This is a genomic window from Shewanella sp. 10N.286.52.E4 (genome assembly GCF_041468785.1).
Taxonomy (GTDB): domain Bacteria; phylum Pseudomonadota; class Gammaproteobacteria; order Enterobacterales; family Shewanellaceae; genus Shewanella; species Shewanella electrodiphila.
In genome coordinates, this window is record NZ_JBFRJJ010000024.1 from 290,320 (window position 1) to 306,680 (window position 16,361).

The 16,361-nt window shown below is 41.3% G+C and carries 17 protein-coding genes and 2 tRNA genes; 3 read left to right on the top strand and 16 right to left on the bottom strand.

Annotated elements, in window-relative coordinates; all coding sequences use genetic code 11:
* Window positions 1-105 precede the first annotated feature (105 nt).
* The 3 genes from AB4153_RS15190 to AB4153_RS15200 all read right to left on the bottom strand — a co-directional run bounded on the left by AB4153_RS15190 (window position 106) and on the right by AB4153_RS15200 (window position 2,051).
* Window positions 106-1,188 (bottom strand): L-dopachrome tautomerase-related protein, encoded by a 1,083-nt coding sequence (locus tag AB4153_RS15190; RefSeq protein WP_102475381.1) that lies wholly within the window; start codon window positions 1,186-1,188, stop codon window positions 106-108.
* A gap of 82 nt (window positions 1,189-1,270) precedes the next feature.
* Entirely contained in the window at window positions 1,271-1,561 is a 291-nt protein-coding gene (locus AB4153_RS15195; protein ID WP_055026561.1) for a putative quinol monooxygenase, read from the bottom strand.
* Window positions 1,562-1,760: 199 nt separating this feature from the next.
* On the bottom strand, window positions 1,761-2,051 hold the full coding sequence (locus tag AB4153_RS15200; RefSeq protein WP_102322248.1) for a putative quinol monooxygenase: 291 nt from the start codon (window positions 2,049-2,051) through the stop codon (window positions 1,761-1,763).
* A gap of 216 nt (window positions 2,052-2,267) precedes the next feature.
* On the opposite strand from AB4153_RS15200, the gene AB4153_RS15205 reads away from it, so the two are divergent.
* A complete protein-coding gene (locus tag AB4153_RS15205) occupies window positions 2,268-3,191 on the top strand; it encodes a LysR family transcriptional regulator (RefSeq protein ID WP_102526534.1) in 924 nt (307 codons plus the stop codon).
* A gap of 60 nt (window positions 3,192-3,251) precedes the next feature.
* Here the strand turns inward: AB4153_RS15205 and AB4153_RS15210 are convergent, their stop codons facing one another.
* From AB4153_RS15210 to AB4153_RS15220, 3 genes are all read right to left on the bottom strand, one after another.
* Window positions 3,252-4,031 (bottom strand): glycine betaine ABC transporter substrate-binding protein, encoded by a 780-nt coding sequence (locus AB4153_RS15210; protein ID WP_102475383.1) that lies wholly within the window; start codon window positions 4,029-4,031, stop codon window positions 3,252-3,254.
* Window positions 4,032-4,075: 44 nt separating this feature from the next.
* Window positions 4,076-4,816, bottom strand: coding sequence for a sulfite exporter TauE/SafE family protein (locus AB4153_RS15215; protein ID WP_371998025.1), 741 nt, complete (start codon window positions 4,814-4,816; stop codon window positions 4,076-4,078).
* 98 nt (window positions 4,817-4,914) lie between these two features.
* On the bottom strand, window positions 4,915-5,205 hold the full coding sequence (locus AB4153_RS15220) for a putative quinol monooxygenase (RefSeq protein WP_371998027.1): 291 nt from the start codon (window positions 5,203-5,205) through the stop codon (window positions 4,915-4,917).
* 299 nt (window positions 5,206-5,504) lie between these two features.
* Here AB4153_RS15220 and AB4153_RS15225 point away from each other — a divergent pair, with 299 nt between their 5' ends.
* Both AB4153_RS15225 and AB4153_RS15230 read left to right on the top strand, forming a co-directional pair.
* Window positions 5,505-6,533, top strand: a complete 1,029-nt coding sequence (locus tag AB4153_RS15225; protein WP_371998029.1) for a radical SAM protein — start codon at window positions 5,505-5,507, stop codon at window positions 6,531-6,533.
* A 17-nt stretch (window positions 6,534-6,550) separates the two neighbouring features.
* On the top strand, window positions 6,551-7,108 hold the full coding sequence (locus tag AB4153_RS15230) for a DUF1349 domain-containing protein (protein ID WP_198589518.1): 558 nt from the start codon (window positions 6,551-6,553) through the stop codon (window positions 7,106-7,108).
* Window positions 7,109-7,352: 244 nt separating this feature from the next.
* On the opposite strand, the gene nth is transcribed toward AB4153_RS15230, so the two are convergent.
* From nth to AB4153_RS15280, 10 genes are all read right to left on the bottom strand, one after another.
* Entirely contained in the window at window positions 7,353-7,985 is a 633-nt protein-coding gene (gene nth / locus AB4153_RS15235) for an endonuclease III (RefSeq protein WP_371998031.1), read from the bottom strand.
* A gap of 33 nt (window positions 7,986-8,018) precedes the next feature.
* Complete coding sequence (locus tag AB4153_RS15240; protein ID WP_371998032.1) at window positions 8,019-8,714, bottom strand: electron transport complex subunit E; 696 nt, start codon at window positions 8,712-8,714, stop codon at window positions 8,019-8,021.
* Window positions 8,707-9,342 carry an electron transport complex subunit RsxG gene (gene rsxG, locus AB4153_RS15245; RefSeq protein WP_102526053.1) on the bottom strand — a complete coding sequence of 212 codons (636 nt, stop codon included), beginning with the start codon at window positions 9,340-9,342 and terminating at the stop codon, window positions 8,707-8,709. The genes AB4153_RS15240 and rsxG overlap by 8 nt, the downstream gene beginning before the upstream one ends.
* A gap of 23 nt (window positions 9,343-9,365) precedes the next feature.
* The gene (gene rsxD / locus AB4153_RS15250; RefSeq protein WP_102526052.1) at window positions 9,366-10,415 is read right to left on the bottom strand and encodes an electron transport complex subunit RsxD; all 1,050 of its coding nucleotides are present in this window, start codon (window positions 10,413-10,415) and stop codon (window positions 9,366-9,368) included.
* Between the two features lie 2 nt (window positions 10,416-10,417).
* Entirely contained in the window at window positions 10,418-12,739 is a 2,322-nt protein-coding gene (gene rsxC / locus AB4153_RS15255) for an electron transport complex subunit RsxC (protein ID WP_371998034.1), read from the bottom strand.
* Complete coding sequence (gene rsxB / locus AB4153_RS15260; protein WP_102526050.1) at window positions 12,733-13,350, bottom strand: electron transport complex subunit RsxB; 618 nt, start codon at window positions 13,348-13,350, stop codon at window positions 12,733-12,735. Before rsxB ends, rsxC begins: the two co-directional genes overlap by 7 nt.
* A gap of 2 nt (window positions 13,351-13,352) precedes the next feature.
* Window positions 13,353-13,931: an electron transport complex subunit RsxA gene (gene rsxA, locus AB4153_RS15265; protein WP_102526049.1), complete on the bottom strand. Its 579-nt coding sequence runs from the start codon at window positions 13,929-13,931 to the stop codon at window positions 13,353-13,355.
* A 124-nt stretch (window positions 13,932-14,055) separates the two neighbouring features.
* The gene (locus tag AB4153_RS15270; protein WP_371998035.1) at window positions 14,056-15,957 is read right to left on the bottom strand and encodes an EAL domain-containing protein; all 1,902 of its coding nucleotides are present in this window, start codon (window positions 15,955-15,957) and stop codon (window positions 14,056-14,058) included.
* Between the two features lie 187 nt (window positions 15,958-16,144).
* Window positions 16,145-16,220 (bottom strand) — tRNA-Asn (locus AB4153_RS15275).
* Window positions 16,221-16,239: 19 nt separating this feature from the next.
* Window positions 16,240-16,315: transfer RNA gene (locus tag AB4153_RS15280), tRNA-Asn, on the bottom strand.
* Window positions 16,316-16,361 lie beyond the last annotated feature (46 nt).

A 16,361-nucleotide genomic window follows, 5' to 3' on the forward strand; every position in this document is an offset into this window, starting at 1 on the left:
GATAAGGTCTCGACTCGGTTTTATCGTGAATTTTTCATGATGGGCTCGCTATTGAATTGAAAAAGAAGGACAGGAGAGAATGACTCCCGCCATAAAGACCATCAATTAGTTAAGTTTGATTCGAAGCACATGGTATGGCTTGGTTGAACCTTCTTCGCCTTCGTTGAAAGCAGGGTGGAAGTGAAGAGAGTTTTGAGTGACGTACAAGTAATCACCCTGGATAGAGAAACCATCTGCCCATGACAATAACTTGTCATCTTGTGCAAAGATTTTGTAGCCGTCTTTATTCACCACACCAACAGCATTTTTCTCAATATCACCGACATAGATATCACCGTTATCAGCGATAATCATGCCATCACTTGGACGTTTTTCACTGAAAAATTCAATCTGCTCGGCCAATGCATCTTCACTAAGCGCTGTGTTAGCAAGAGCAGCGGCAGGAATACGGTAGATAGCACTACCATTGACTGTACCAAAATATAGCCATTCATTATTTGCATCAATAGTGATTGGATTCACACCAAGATAAAGCGCATCAACGCTACCATCTTCACGCTTTGTCGCCATACGAGAACTATCAATCACAACTTCATGCTCAGGTGAAAGCAGTGCTTTATTTGATTGCAAAACGCGGCGAGATTTACCTGTATTTAAATCTACAACAACAAAGGCAGGCGCAGCTTCGCCATACAGATTACCTAAACTCGTATCGGCAATGTACATCTGGTTACGCAGTGTATCTAATGCAAAGTCCTGTAAAAAAGAGTTACCGACCTGTACGTCTTTTCCAATTTCAATGCGTTTAAATAGCTTATCGTTGACGGTATCCCATGCAACAATTTGCGAAGGCGAAGTTTCACTGCCCATATCTAACACCCACACAACACCATCATCGGTACTATCAATACCGATTACTGAAGCCAAACCAACCTCACCTTTATCTGGACCATCTGCCCAGTCTTGGGTTGGAAATGCTTTGGTTGAGCCATCCTTCATCAATTCAACAACACGAAGTTCAGGTGCATCAAGGGGTTGCATAGAAAGGAAAGTACGCCCCTGCTTCGTTACTGTAATGTTCCCTGGTCGTGTGCCATCAAGCTTGGCAACCACTTCGATATCAGCCGCTTGCGCTGTGTTAACTATCATCGCAGTCGCAAGTGTTAGTAAGATTTTGATATTTTTCATGTCGAGCCTCATTGGTGTTCTTTGATGCCCTAACCGTTTTAGTCAGGGCATAGTGCTATAACAAGCTTGTTTTATGTTGTCGTTACGCGATCTTAGTCATTTCGTTGACTGTGAAGCTTGCGACAGAGCCTTCCGTTGCTGTCATGTAGTCCGCAAGGTGCTGGTTGCCCATATGAGCCTGCCAAAGTTCACGTGATACCCAGTTTTCATAAAAAGTAAAATGCGCTGGGTTTTCGTTGTCTTGATGAAGGTCATAGTTGATGCAACCTTCTTCAGCGCGAGTAATGTCGATAAGCTTTAGTAGCTCGGCTTTCACCAGTTCAATTTTGTCGTCATTAGCTTTGATGTTTGCAACAATCGTTAATGTAGTCATGGGATGTTCCTTTTAAATTTGATACCGAAATCGTCGGTAATTTTGATGTCTTTAATGTTTTAGTGATAGGGCAACTCGTCATGTCATATTGAGTTACTCACTAAATGTAGTACAGGTACTACACTCAATTACTGACTTATATTGTAAATACTTTCAAATCTATTTTGATAATTGAATGTTTAAATACGTTAATTTTTAACTAAGCGATCTTGGTCATTTCGTTGACAGTGAAACTTGCGACAGAGCCTTCGGTTGCTGTCATGTAGTCAGCAAGGTGCTGGTTGCCCATATGAGCTTGCCAAAGTTCACGTGATACCCAGTTTTCATAAAAAGTAAAATGCGCTGGGTTGTCGTTGTCTTGATGAAGGTCATAGTTGATGCAACCTTCTTCAGCACGAGTTATCTCGATAAGTTTTAGTAGCTCAGCTTTCACAAGTTCAATTTTGTCGTCATTGGCTTTGATGTTTGCAACAATCGTTAATGTAGTCATAGGAGTTTCCTTCGTTCTGAGTTAGTGCCGTGCTTAGCGCACTGCGTTGTTGGTATGGAGGTATAATAGTGCGAACATTGCCAATGAAAAACAGCCTATCAATTGAATAATTACCAATTATAATTTGATAATAATCTTTTAATATTTCATGTGGTGCGATATAAAGGGATAGTCATTTTCAGATTTTGTTAACACACTGATTAAAAGGTAACGGTTATGCTCTTAGAGGATTTTCAGGTCATTTTAAAAGTCGCAGAGTTTCGCAGCATCACTGCTGCTGCGACAAATCTGGATATGCGCACGGCAACGGCAAGTGCGGCGGTGAAACGTGTTGAGGCATCATTAGGGGCTGAATTATTTGTACGAACGACTCGTCATATACGCTTATCTTCTGCCGGCGAGCGTTATTTGCCTCAGTGTGAAGAGGCGTTGCAGATGCTTGAAAAAGCCAAAATGAACATGCGTGAAGAGCTAGGGATTATTGATGGAGAGATCCGCATCGCCCTTTCGTCTGATTTGGGCCGAAATGTGGTCACACCTTGGCTTGATGAATTTTTGTTGGACTACCCAGACGTTTCACTTCGCTCCAGTATCAGTGACAGCAACATCGATTTTTATCGAGATTCTGTTGATATGGCGCTGCGCTATGGCTCACCAACCGATGCGAGTATGTACGGTTTTAAAATTTGTGATGTGCCAAGGCTGTTGTGCGCCAGCCCGGAGTATTTAGCAAAATACGGTACTCCATCCGAGCCAGATGATCTGCTTGAACATAATGCCCTGTTTTACCAGTTACATGATATTTTGCAAAATGAGTGGTTGTTTAATGATGGAAAAGAGGACATTAAGGTAAAACTGAAAGGTAACAGAGCATCTAATGATGGCGATCTCGTTCGGCGCTGGTGTGTGGCGGGGAAAGGGGTAGCAATCAAGTCTTGCCTCGATATGGCCGATGACTTGCTAACAGGGAAAGTGGTCAATGTAATGGCAGACTATAAACCGACTTCCACTGAGCTTTGGTTAATATGCCCAAGCCGACAATCTATTACCCCAACCGTCCGCCTATTAAGGGATATGCTTAGAGAAAAGACCGAACAGATTCTAATCCAAATGAAGGACAAAGGGATTCTATTGGGTTAACTGTTGAGGTTGTGAGGGCGTGGAAATTGCCAGCCCTCAGTAAAGCGGCGATGGTCTTAACTACTGATGGTTGTCCAACCACTCACGAGTCACATCATCAACCGCTAATCCCGCACGGCAAACCTTGTAATCCAATTCTGCGATGATTTCATTTGAAAAGCGCAATTGATCTAGCTGTGCCAACTGTGCTGGGGTAAATACGATTGATCTTTCTTGTCGAAGTAATAATATGGCGCGATCAACGCTACCCAATAATCCTTTGGGCTCTTTTAATTCACGGATAGTAAATAGGTGGTGCAAGAACTGTGGTTTCCACAATGGCACAATAACCCACTCATTATTTTCAACCGCACGTTCGTAGGCACCAAAGCAATCCTCTTCTGAACCAGAGTGAAAATGATAACCCACATCGCTTAATCCATATTGGTCCATCATTTCAATAGAGAATCGGGTAATGCCAGCACCTGGGTTAATACCTTGAATGTGTTTGTTGGTGCGCTTAACGACTTCTGGTTTTAATAGGTCACTGATTTGTGAAACAACCTCTTCAGGTACATAATCGGGCACCCCCCATAGAGCGTACGGTTTATAGTGCAAACCTAACTCTAACAAAGGCTCTACCGTTTCAACATCGGATTTATAGATACCGTGGCTTGAAGGTAACCAGGCCGAAGAGAGCATGTCGATACGGCCCGCTTTTAGATTTTGGAAATTTTCTTGATGTGGTGCGTAGACACGTTCCACCTGAAAACCCATATCAGTTAAGACATGGCTAACTATCGATGCAGTAACGCGATGAAAAGATAAATCGGTAACCCCGAGATTGATAATGTTAGACATAACGTGACCTTATGATAAAAGAAAAAGAGGTTTTAAAATCGCATTTAAAGTGCCGTGAGGCCGGAATAGAGCATCTTTGTTCCCGTAAGAAACAGAACGCTATAACTTATCTTGTAAATCAACTCTTGAGAGATGATATCCACCATCCACACACCGGCTCTAACCCCTAAAAACGCAATCGGCACCAAAACTAACGAGGTCATCAAGTTTTGCATATCGAGCAGCCCCATATAGCTGTATGGGATCAACTTAATAAAATTAAGCACCGTGAAAAATACTACGCTGGTGCCGATTAATTGTTCTTTCGGCAGATTTTTTGGCAGTAGATGCATGCTTGCAGGCGGGCCACCGGCATGGGCAATTGTACTGGAAAACCCAGACAACATACTTAAGGCATAGCCCTTTATCGGGTGGCTAAATTGAACCTGCTTTAGCAGAAACTTTTGTGTTAAAAAGACCAAAGCCAGCCCCCCAATGATAAGTTCAACTACAGATGTTGACAGACTACCCATAAAATAAGCAGCACTCATCACCCCCAAAATAGCGAAGGGCATCATACTTTTTAGCTCGACGTAATTGCAGTTCTTGCGGTGGTAAAACAGCGCCATTAAATCCATACCACACAATAATGGTAATAAAATCGCAGCGGCTTGAACTGGCGATACGCTCATCGCCATCAAAGGTACCGATAGCATCCCCAAAATACCGCCGACCCCTCCCTTGCCCATGCCATAGAAAAAAACGGCAGGTATCGCTGCAACATAAAACCAAAGGTCTGTGATCATGATATGTAAACCAAGAAAATACGTAGATGAAAACAAGTGTATTTGAGCAAAAAACTTTTAAAGCCATTGACTCAAATAAGGGGGAATACAAAGTTGGCTTAAGCGATTTGGGTCATTTCGTTTACAACGAAGCTAGCCACACAGCCTTCAGTTGCTGCCATATAATCGGCAAGGTGTTGATTACCCATATGTGCTTGCCAAAGTTCACGTGATACCCAGTTTTCGTAGAAAGTGAAGTGTGCTGGGTTTTCGTTGTCTTGGTGGAGGTCATAGTTGATGCAACCGTCTTCGGCACGAGTGACGTCGATTAATTTCAACAGCTCTGCTTTTACCAGTTCGATTTTGTCTTCATTGGCTTTGATGTTTGCAACGATAGTTAGCTTAGTCATAGTGTGTTCCTTTGTATGGAGTTGAAGCAGCTGATGGTGTGCTGCGTTGTTGGTTTGGGTGTATATTACGGTGATTATTGCAAAGTAAAAACAGTCTAAGAATTGATTTATTATCAAATTTAGTTTGAGAATTGATTTTTAAGTCTGACCATAAAGAGGGAATTAGATCGCGTTGTGTGGTGATGTGTACGGTGTTTATCTATTTATTTTTGATAATAATTCAAATAATACCGCGTTTTTACCGTGTAAAATTTGCCGTAGGATGGCCAAATCAATTTCAATTCATTGGATAAATAGCCATGTCACAGATACATTTTCAACAGGGCCCAATACGCCCACCATCAGAAGCAGACAGTTTGCTTATCAGAACCACACAAGGGTGCCCGTGGAATAAATGTAAGTTCTGCACCCTTTTTGAAGGCATGGAGTTCTCTATTCGTCCGGTTGAAGATATTAAGCGTGATATCTGGGCGGCGAGGGCGTTTTATAAAAACAGAACCTTTGATAGCTGTTTTTTGCAAGATGGCGACTCATTCGCCATGGAAACCCAAGACTTACTTGACGTGCTCAATACACTGAAAGAGGCTTTTCCGGAGCTTAAACAGATCAGCTCTTATGGCCGGGCGCAGACCATGACTAAAAAATCGCCAGCGGAGATGAAAGCAATCTGCGATGCTGGGCTAAACATGCTTTACTGCGGTATGGAGTCGGGATCTATCGAGGTTCTAAAACTGATGAAAAAGGGGATCACCCCGAAATCAATCTTGAAGTCAGCCGAATATGCCAAGCAAGCGGGTATGAAAATGATGACCTTCATTATCCTTGGCTTAGGTGGAAAAGAACTGTCAGAGCAACATATCGCAGCAACGGCCGAGCTACTGAATCAAATCAACCCAGACGAAATTCGCATACTCTCGCTGGCGGTTAAATCGGGAACTGAATTGGATGAGTTAGTACAAAACGGCCAATTTACACCACTAACAGAGCGAGAGATGCTTGAAGAACAATATCAGCTTATCAGCAAGCTAGACGGCATAACGGGTAATTATGGCAACTTCCATGGCATCAATGTATTGACGGAACTTAATGGACAATTACCACAAGATAAAGAGACATTTTTGCGCACCATTGAGCACTTTATGATGATGAGTGAAAACGACCAGAATAACTTTGTTTTAGGTCGCCGCATGCACTATTACGCCACACTGAGTGATATGCGAAATCAGCTTATGTATAACAGCGTACAAAAAGAACTAGACCGAATTAAGCTGCAAAATCTTGGCAATCTTGACGATATTTTCTATCAACTCCGCCAACGTATGATCTAATAGTAAGGAACAGCGCAATGATAAACAATCTAGATAATTGGACGATTCAAAATGAAAACCCAGAGCACTGGTCGTTTAAAAATGAAGTGCTTACAATGCAAGTTCAAGAGGGCAATATCTTTGGTGCTGGCGCTAATGATGTAAAAAACATCTTTATTTATCCGGTAGACAAGCCAGAATACAGCGCGGAGGTGACGATTAATCTAGATCCGAACCTCAGTTTCGAGCAGGCTGGACTAGGGATTTACTGGGACAATGATAACTATATAAAAATCAGTAAAGAGATGTTTATGGGTGCGCGATCGCTGGTGTTTGTTGTAGAACAAAATGGTCAGCCTGATATTAAACATCGCTTATTATTCGGTGAGTCGACAGTATCGGTAAAGCTTGAAAGAAGCGACACTAAAGTTCGCGCTTATTATCGAACGCAAGATAACGACACATGGCAGTCAATTATAAGCACTGCCGCACTATCAGGGCACGAGCAAGGCGTTATGCTTTACACCTTTAGCGGCAGAATCACTGTGCCCAACTTTGCTGAATTTAGTGAGTTTGAGCTAACTGATTTGAACTAATGTGCATCCCGCATAAGATGAACTGGCCTGCTCCATTAATAAAGATTGAGTGGGTTAGTTAAGTGACGTTGCCATACTTTTAATGATCCATGTGTTGCTGAATTAGCAATTTCGCTAAAACGGAATTGTCCAAAAACGAGTTACGGACATCTCTAAGCAAGTGGTCAGTATTCATTAGCCGCTACAAAGAACTTACGTGCTTATGAATTTACTATTTGATGAGCTATAACTGCAGTAAATTAAATCATTCAGTCTTATCTTTAAAGTCGCATAAATCTTCAATAATGCATGAACCACATCTGGGTTTACGGGCAATACAGGTATAGCGTCCATGTAAGATAAACCAATGATGAACATCGACTTTAAATTCAGCAGGGGTGACTTTAAGCATTTTTTCTTCAACTTGATCGACATTCTTGCCCATAGCAAACTTGGTTCGGTTCGCCATTCTAAAAATATGCGTATCAACAGCAATCGTCGGCCAACCAAAGGCAGTATTGAGCACAACGTTGGCTGTTTTTCTGCCTACGCCGGGCAGGGCTTCTAATGCTTCACGATTTTCTGGCACTTCACCACCGTGTAAATCGATTAGCATTTTACAGGCTTTAATGACGTTAATCGCTTTGTTGTTATACAAGCCTATAGTTTTAATATAGGTTTTTAAGCCATCAACACCAAGGTCGTAAATTGATTGAGCTGTATTAGCAACTGGAAATAGTTTATCTGTTGCTTTGTTGACACTCAGATCGGTTGCTTGCGCAGAAAGCGTTACCGCGACTAGTAATTCAAATGGGCTGGCAAAGTTAAGTTCTGTTTCAGGCTTAGGGTTATTATCTCTAAGCCTAGTCAGCATTTCATAGCGTTTTTGTTTATTCATTTTATTTATTCGTTATGTTGATATTTCAGTTATTTAACCGACTTTAGTGATCCGCGCACGTGCAATAGCTTCTGGTGCTTGTTGAGGTTTTTTTTGCTCAATTTTACTATCTATAACGTTTTTAAGTGCGATCAATAATCCCATAGCGATAAACGCGCCAGGTGGCAACATTGCTAGCAAAAACGGTGTTTCAACATTAAATACTTGAATGGTGAGGTTCGCTGCCCAGTCTCCCAGTAAGAGTTCAGCTCCATCAAATAAGGTTCCTTGGCCAAGAATTTCTCTCATACCGCCTAAAACAACCAAAATTGCCGTAAAGCCAACACCCATCATTAATCCATCAAATGCAGCACTGGTAACATTATTGCGAGACGCAAACGCTTCAGCGCGGCCAATAATGACGCAGTTTGTTACGATAAGTGGTAAGAAGATCCCTAAGGATAAGTAAAGGCCATAAGCATATGCGTTGATGAGTAACTGTACACAAGTCACTAGTGCGGCGATGATCATGACAAATACAGGGATGCGTATTTCTTTGGGAACAAATTCACGCACTAAAGAAACCAGCACATTGGAGCCTACAAGCACAATGAGTGTTGCGAGGCCTAAACCTAACGCATTAGTGACTGTAGCAGTAACAGCTAAAAGAGGGCAAAGCCCAAGTAGTTGTACAAGCCCAGGGTTATTTTTCCATAATCCTTGCCATGCAATTTCACGATAATTAGTCATTTTCACGTCCACAATGATTGACGGTGTTATAAAGTGATTCTCTATTCGCGCTGACAAAAGCGAGCGCATTGTTAATGGCGTTGACGTAAGCACGCGGTGTAATCGTTGCCCCAGTGAATTGATCTATGTCGCCACCATCTTTTTTAACTGCCATTGGCTTGCTATTTGGGTCGTACAATAAATTGCTAAAGCCTAATACCCAATCTGATTTACGAAGTTCAATTTTATCGCCAAGCCCTGGGGTTTCTTGATGAGTTAAGGTTCTAACACCTAATAACTCATTGTCATTATTAACACCTAAAATGATTTTAATGTCACCGTTATAACCATCTGGTGCAATAGCTTCAATTGCAATCGCTATAGGTTCATTATTCATCTTAGCAATATAAACAGGCAACGCTTCATCAGAACCAAGGAACTCTTGATTGGTCACTAAAATACAATCTTCAGTTAACTCATTATCATGCAAATGATTAGGGATAATTTGTTCTAAGATACCTGCAAGCTGTTTACGTTGCTGGTCGATAATTCGATCTTCGGTAAAAAAATTCACTGAAGCGACCAAGCCTGTGCAACAGAGTGCGAACAGGGCAAGGATAAGGCCGTTTCGAGTAATAATATTGAACATGTTTAATCCTGTAGTTTAGCGGCTTAATTTCCCGCGCGATGACCATATGAACGAGGACGGATATAGTAATCGATAAATGGTGCACACATGTTGGCAAGTAACACTGCAAACGCTACGGCATCAGGGTAACCACCGTAAGTTCTAATCACGAAAACTAATACACCAATAATGGCACCGAACAAGAGTCTTCCACGTGTACTGGTCGCCGCAGTGACAGGATCAGTTGCAATAAAAAATGCGCACAACATTGTCCCGCCAGAAAATAGGTGCAGCATTGGGCTTGCGTGAGTGTCTGGGTTTAGTAAAAATCCGAAACCCGAACAAACGAATATTGCTAATAAAATACCAGTGCTAATGTGCCAACGTATGACGTTAAGTTTCAACATAATTAGGCCACCTGCAAGGTAGGCTAAATTGATCCAGAACCAACCAACACCAGTCATGCCATCAAATACATTACGCTGTAGACTTTCACTACTTGTCATACCCATTGATAAGTCTGTTTTAAAGGTATCAAGCGGCGTGGCCATCGTATGTCCATCAACGGCAATTCGAAAATGATCTAAGCCCGCACTGGTAAATTCAAAAATATGGGCAAAAGCTGCCACAATACCCACTTGATTCGCAGCTAATTCAGCAGGCGCTACCCAGTTAGTCATTTGCACTGGAAAGGATACGAGCAGTAATACATAAGCCGCCATGGCAGGGTTGAATATGTTATTACCTAATCCGCCATATAAGTGCTTAACAATCACCATCGCAAACCCGCAACCAATGACAGTCATCCACCAAGGGGTAAGTGGTGGGATTGCTATAGCGATTAATATCCCAGTAACCAATGCACTGTTATCAGATAAGGCATTTTTAATCGATTTATTACGAAGCTTCATTATTGCAGCTTCTGCCGATAAACAAGTTAATACAGCAATTAGGATTTGTACCAGAGTACCCATACCAAAAAAGTATACTTGAGCCAAAATGCCAGGAATTAAACATAATGCCACGCGTTGCATCACTTTATTGGTGTGCAATGTGGTGCTTACATGGGGAGAGGATGCAATTTTAAATGCCATGATTATTCCTTTTCGCTCAACTTCTGTTTATTAGCCAGTTTTTTCGCTTTGGCTTTTGCAACCGCTGCAGCTATACGTGCTTTTTTATCATCTACTGGTTCGCTTACATTAGAAGGCGTAACAGGCAGGGCACTTGTTTCCGTTTGAGCTGGTGAAATAAGGGCATCAGCATTTATTCTGTCATCAGACTCAACATCAGTTTTATTTTCAGATTCAGCTGCTTTTTGCGCTAGCTTTTTTGCTTTAGCACGTGCGACAGCAGCGGCTATTTTAGCTTTCTTATCATCAAGCGGTTCGGATACATCAGAATCCGTACCTGTACCTATTTCTGACGGAGCTTGCACTTGTGAAGTTTGATTTTGAGAAGACAGCTCTTCAGAAGATAGCACTTCAGAAGATAGCACTTGCGAATTGGCTGCATCTATATCGCTGGCGGATTCAGCTTGTTTTTGTGCAAGCTTTTTCGCTTTAGCACGTGCAACTGCTGCTGCGGTTTTAGCTTTTTTGTCATCAACGGGTTCGTTTTGAGCTGATGCAGTATCATTCTCTGACAGCGTTGCTTTATTCTGAGCTAATTTTTTTGCTTTAGCTCGAGCTACAGCGGCTGCAATTTGCGCTTTTTTATCATTAACTGCAGGTAAATTATCAGTTGATGCATTTTCATCTGGAGTATTCGATATTGTTGATTGATTGGCTAACTTCTTCGCCTTAGCTCGCTCAATGGCCGCTTTTACAGCTGCAGATTTATCTGTCGCTGGTTTGTCTTGTTTACTTTCTTGTTCTGCTGCTAACTTTTTAGCTGCGACGCGCGCCATGGCTTCAGCGACAGTATTTTTATTGCTACTAGCATTTGCCGCAGATTTGCGTTTTTCTGCAGCTAAACGAGATTTCTCTTCTCGGGCAAGTTTTTCATCTTCTAAACGTTTGAGTCGTGCTTCGAAGCGAATTTTTGCTTGTTCAGCTTGTTGTTTTTCTTCAGCTTCATTTTTTAATGCCGACTTAGCAACGCGATAGTATTCCACTAATGGAATGTCACTTGGGCAAACAAAACTACAACAACCGCATTCAATGCAATCTTTTAAATTAAAGCTGGCTGCTTTGTCGTATTCTTCCGCTTTAGCATGCCAAAATAGTTGCTGTGGTAATAATAAAGCAGGGCAGACAACGGCGCATTCACCACAACGAATACAGGCTTTTTCTTCGACATCAGGTGCGATTTCGTTGGCACTTGGCGTCAGAATACAGTTAGTGCCTTTTAATACAGGCACATTATAATCAGGTAGCGCGTAACCCATCATAGGGCCACCAATAATCACTTTCTGATTAATATCTGCGTTAAAACCGACTTGCTGCAGCGCATATTCAACGCTAGTACCTATCGAAATCCAATAATTACCCGGTTGAGTAACTTGTTCACCCGTTAAAGTGACGAGTCGTTCGATAAGTGGTTTCCCATGTAAAACAGCATCTTGAATAGCATATGCAGTACCAACATTGTGCACCACCACACCTTGCTGAGCTGGAATACTGCCAGTTGGGACTTCTCGGCCGGTAATAATTTGTATTAATTGTTTCTCACCACCTGAAGGGTATTTTGTTGGTATAACGGTGATTTTGACAATGGAGGTTAAATCATCAAATCTTGCTAAACATTGCTGCATAGCAAGAGTCGCTTCTGGTTTATTATCTTCAATTGCAACAACAATACGTTGTGGTGTTAGCAACTGATTAATAATTTGAATACCCTTAAAAATCTCTAAAGCATTCTCACGCATTAATACATCATCAGATGTGATGTAAGGTTCACACTCAACACCATTGATAATAACTAAATCGATTTCACTCGCTGGGTTAAGCTTTATATGACTCGGAAAAGTTGCACCACCCATTCCAGCAATACCAGCTTGCTTAATTTTATCTAAAATTTGCTGATTTGATAATTCAACTAAAGCTGACTCTTGATAGTCAATTGTTTGATTAAGGCCGTCAGCTTCGATTATACAAGTTAGTGTTGGTAGCCCTGAAGCATGGTTACTTGATTGTAAGCTGATATCAATAACATGGCCGGAAACTGGGGAATGCACTGGTAAGTACATAAAACCTTCGCCATCGGTTAATTGTTGGCCCTGTTTTACCTGCTCGCCCACTTTAATGCTGAGCCGAGCGCAATCACCTACTTGTGGTAATGGAACGCGATATTGGCTAGCAGGCGTTAATCGCTTGGCTGTCGATTGATTTGAAAGTGATTTGAGTTGCGGCGGATGGATCCCTCCAGGAGAGTGCCATAACGTTCCTTTATCAATTTGTTCTAATAAAGTTAGCACTGAGAGTCCTCTTTTACAGCTTTATCTTCTTGCTTCATTCTGATGGTGACAGTTCTATCTTCTACGACTGTGACTGGAATACTCGCTAACTTCCAATCCCAATTTTTAAGATTTTGTTCAACGGGGATCATATCAATACAGTCAACAGGGCAAGGTTCGACGCATAAGTCACAACCTGTACAATCTTTGGCAATGACAGTATGCATGAGCTTGCCCGCGCCTAAAATGGCATCGACAGGACAGGCTTGTATGCACTTTGTGCAGCCAATGCACTCATCCTCGCGGATGTAAGCCACTTTTTTTACGGCTTCTTGTGCAACTTCATTTAATGGTTCTGGGTCAACACCCATTAAGCCTGCAAGTTTTTCCATGGTAGCGGTGCCACCGGGTGGACATTTATTAATGTTATCGCCATTTGCTATGGCTTCTGCGTAAGGCCTGCAACCTGGGTAGCCACATTGGCCACATTGTGTTTGAGGTAATAAGGCTTCGACTTGATCAATAATTGGGTTACCTTCAACTTTAAATTTAATTGAGGCGTAACCTAATATTAATCCGAAAATTAGTGCTAGAAGTGTCAGCACAACGACAGCAATTGCAATACTCGACATGACTATTTAACCAGCCCCGCAAATCCCATAAAGGCTAAAGACATTAAACCTGCAGTGATCATGGCAATAGCGCCGCCTTTAAACGGGAGTGGCACATCTGCAGCGGCTAAACGTTCTCGCATGGCAGAAAATAAAACCAGCACCAATGAAAAACCAACTGCAGCACCAAAACCATATACAGCTGATTGAATAAAGTTATGATCTTCATTGACGTTTAGCAGGGCGACACCAAGCACCGCACAGTTGGTGGTAATTAGCGGTAAATAAATGCCTAAGGCGCGATGTAAAGATGCACTGGTTTTTTGGACTAACATTTCAGTAAACTGCACGACAACGGCAATGACTAAAATAAAGCTCATTGTGCGTAAATAAGTTAATCCAAATGGCTGTAGTAAAAACTCATTAGTTAGATAGCTTAAGATAGAGGCTAAAGTTAGTACAAATGTGGTAGCCATCGACATTCCGATGGCGGAGGCAAGTTTACTAGATACCCCCATAAAAGGGCACAAGCCAAGAAATTTTACTAAAACGAAATTGTTAACCAGTACGGTACCAATTAACAGTAAGAGATAGTCTGTCATTACTACACTTTTCTATTTGATATTAACTCTATTATCTAAGGTTTAGGGTCGAGAAACAACGGATAAAAAAAAGGGTTATGTAAATATTAACCCTATTTTGGAAGATTGGTCTTACATTGATTATTTATTTATCAGTTTTAGCGATGATTTCAGGCCTAGCAATATAATATCCTTGCAAGCCATCAACTAACATTTTTTCTAATGTCAGTTTTTCATCTTGTCTTTCAACGCCAGTTGCGATGACTTTTATGCCAATGCGACGTGAAATATCAACAATCATTCTGACAAAGAATTTGTTGTTATTGTCTTGGTCAATACCGTCGCTATAGCTGCTATCAAGTTTAATCACATCGGGTTTTACTTCTCGGAAAAATTTAAATGATGAAAAGCCTAAACCAAATTGCTGGATAGCAACTCTTGCGCCGACCTTATGCATTTCGTGAACAAAACGGCGACTAGCAGTGACATTTTGTTGCATACCCGATTCACTGACTTCGAACACAAGCCTTGCCGAGGTCGAACGGTGGCTTGATAAAATATCTCTCAGCCAAGAAACAAATATTTCTTGTAGGGCAGAAGATGCACTGATATTGACGCCAAAATTACCGGTTAAACTTGGGTTTGCATTGAGTAACTGTAAGGTGTGAACCACGATCATTTTATCTAAATCGATATTCAAACCGTGACGTTCCGACATGGCAATAACGCTGGCTGTGGGTAAGTTTGAACCTTCAGTATTAAAAAAGCGCGCGTAAAGTTCGCGGTATACATCGACTTGATTGTTACAAGGCAGTATCGGCTGTTGAAAGAACTTAAGACTTTTGCGATTAATTAATTCATTAATCGTTACTTTCCAGTGGTCATCACCTAATTGTTCGTTGCCGGTAAATTTTTCAAGAATATGGTAACGATTGAGTCCAGAAGTTTGCGCTATGCTCACGGCTGTGTCTGCCAAGGTTAACAGCGCATGAGTATCGCTATTACTTTCAAATGGCACCATGCCACTATGGGCAATGTTATCGGTTTCAACAGTTTGAGCATACTCATCGAAGTAGGCTTTTAATGTGACTAAAAATTGTTCGCCTTCTTTTACTGTAATGTCTTGGATAAACAGCGCAAAATCACTACTTGATACGCGATAATATTCACTCACACCCGATTTAGCTGCAGCGCGTCTTATACAAGAAGCAATTTGACTTAAGTAATCATCACCCGCTTCACGGCCATGTAATTGATTGATGGTTGATAAATCAGCGGCTTTAATTATTGCAAGCACACCAAACTGTTTTTTGTCAGAGTTACTGATACTTTTCATATAATCATTAAAGCGACGGCGGGTAGAAAAGCCCGTAACAGGATCTTGATATGCCGCTTTTGCTAGTAAATCATTTTCTTTATGAAAATTACCAATGCTGGTTTTAAGCTCTATACGGCTTTTTTCAAGCGCGATACCAATGGGTTTTAAAGAACCTCTTAAACGAGATGTTTGAACGGCTTGGAAGGTTAGGTTCGGAATGTTGTCGATATAATCGCAAAGGTATTTTATGCCACGACGATGCAGCATCATTAATATAGCAAAGCTAATCATGAGAATAAGGTAAGCAAAAATAACCAGGGTCGCGGCTTTTTCTAAATTGACGAAACTTGCAGATATGACTGATTTAGTGCTGAGTCTGACTTGCAAGCGACCATTGGGTAATGACTTTGTATGACCTAATTGAATGCTGAAAATTTTGTCTTCAAATTCTGCATCACTTTTTGCCAATGTGCCGAAGGTATAGTTGAGATCACTGTCGCTTTCATGGATATATTGAAAAAACTGAAAGGTAAAATTTTGGGACAGGGTGTTGAATAGCGTTTCACCGTTTTCATCCCACTCAGTCATATTATCAATATGTGTGATGTAGTTTTGGATGGCTAATGCGCCTTGTTGCTGCATTTCTTTATTTTCCAGATCATAAATCCGGAAAAACAGTAGTCCAAAAATCACAAACAGTACTAATTGGAATGATTTCGATAAGCCCATGGATAGTCCATTTCCTGTAATAATCTGATGTCATCATACATTTATGTATAGCGGCAAAAAATTAAAAAGCTATAACAAATAAAGGAGTTAACACTAAGATTGTAGTGTAAATTTAAGGAAATTATAAAGGAATTTAAAAAAGATAGATATCAAGAAAGGGGATAATACTGACAAGGCGTCAAAATCTTGGCTCCCCGGACTGGACTCGAACCAGTGACATACGGATTAACAGTCCGCCGTTCTACCAACTGAACTACAGGGGATTTGAAGATTTATAAGAAGTGGCTCCCCGGACTGGACTCGAACCAGTGACATACGGATTAACAGTCCGCCGTTCTACCAACTGAACTACAGGGGAATCGATACTTCATTATATTTTGTTTTAATTGGCTCCCCGGACTGGA

Bases quoted from the DNA above. Each gene is read 5' to 3' on its own strand.
- AB4153_RS15190 (WP_102475381.1), bottom strand. From the start codon at position 1,188: ATGAAAAATATCAAAATCTTACTAACACTTGCGACTGCGATGATAGTT.
- AB4153_RS15195 (WP_055026561.1), bottom strand. From the start codon at position 1,561: ATGACTACATTAACGATTGTTGCAAACATCAAAGCTAATGACGACAAA.
- AB4153_RS15200 (WP_102322248.1), bottom strand. From the start codon at position 2,051: ATGACTACATTAACGATTGTTGCAAACATCAAAGCCAATGACGACAAA.
- AB4153_RS15205 (WP_102526534.1), top strand. From the start codon at position 2,268: ATGCTCTTAGAGGATTTTCAGGTCATTTTAAAAGTCGCAGAGTTTCGC.
- AB4153_RS15210 (WP_102475383.1), bottom strand. From the start codon at position 4,031: ATGTCTAACATTATCAATCTCGGGGTTACCGATTTATCTTTTCATCGC.
- AB4153_RS15215 (WP_371998025.1), bottom strand. From the start codon at position 4,816: ATGATCACAGACCTTTGGTTTTATGTTGCAGCGATACCTGCCGTTTTT.
- AB4153_RS15220 (WP_371998027.1), bottom strand. From the start codon at position 5,205: ATGACTAAGCTAACTATCGTTGCAAACATCAAAGCCAATGAAGACAAA.
- AB4153_RS15225 (WP_371998029.1), top strand. From the start codon at position 5,505: ATGTCACAGATACATTTTCAACAGGGCCCAATACGCCCACCATCAGAA.
- AB4153_RS15230 (WP_198589518.1), top strand. From the start codon at position 6,551: ATGATAAACAATCTAGATAATTGGACGATTCAAAATGAAAACCCAGAG.
- nth (WP_371998031.1), bottom strand. From the start codon at position 7,985: ATGAATAAACAAAAACGCTATGAAATGCTGACTAGGCTTAGAGATAAT.
- AB4153_RS15240 (WP_371998032.1), bottom strand. From the start codon at position 8,714: ATGACTAATTATCGTGAAATTGCATGGCAAGGATTATGGAAAAATAAC.
- rsxG (WP_102526053.1), bottom strand. From the start codon at position 9,342: ATGTTCAATATTATTACTCGAAACGGCCTTATCCTTGCCCTGTTCGCA.
- rsxD (WP_102526052.1), bottom strand. From the start codon at position 10,415: ATGGCATTTAAAATTGCATCCTCTCCCCATGTAAGCACCACATTGCAC.
- rsxB (WP_102526050.1), bottom strand. From the start codon at position 13,350: ATGTCGAGTATTGCAATTGCTGTCGTTGTGCTGACACTTCTAGCACTA.
- rsxA (WP_102526049.1), bottom strand. From the start codon at position 13,931: ATGACAGACTATCTCTTACTGTTAATTGGTACCGTACTGGTTAACAAT.
- AB4153_RS15270 (WP_371998035.1), bottom strand. From the start codon at position 15,957: ATGGGCTTATCGAAATCATTCCAATTAGTACTGTTTGTGATTTTTGGA.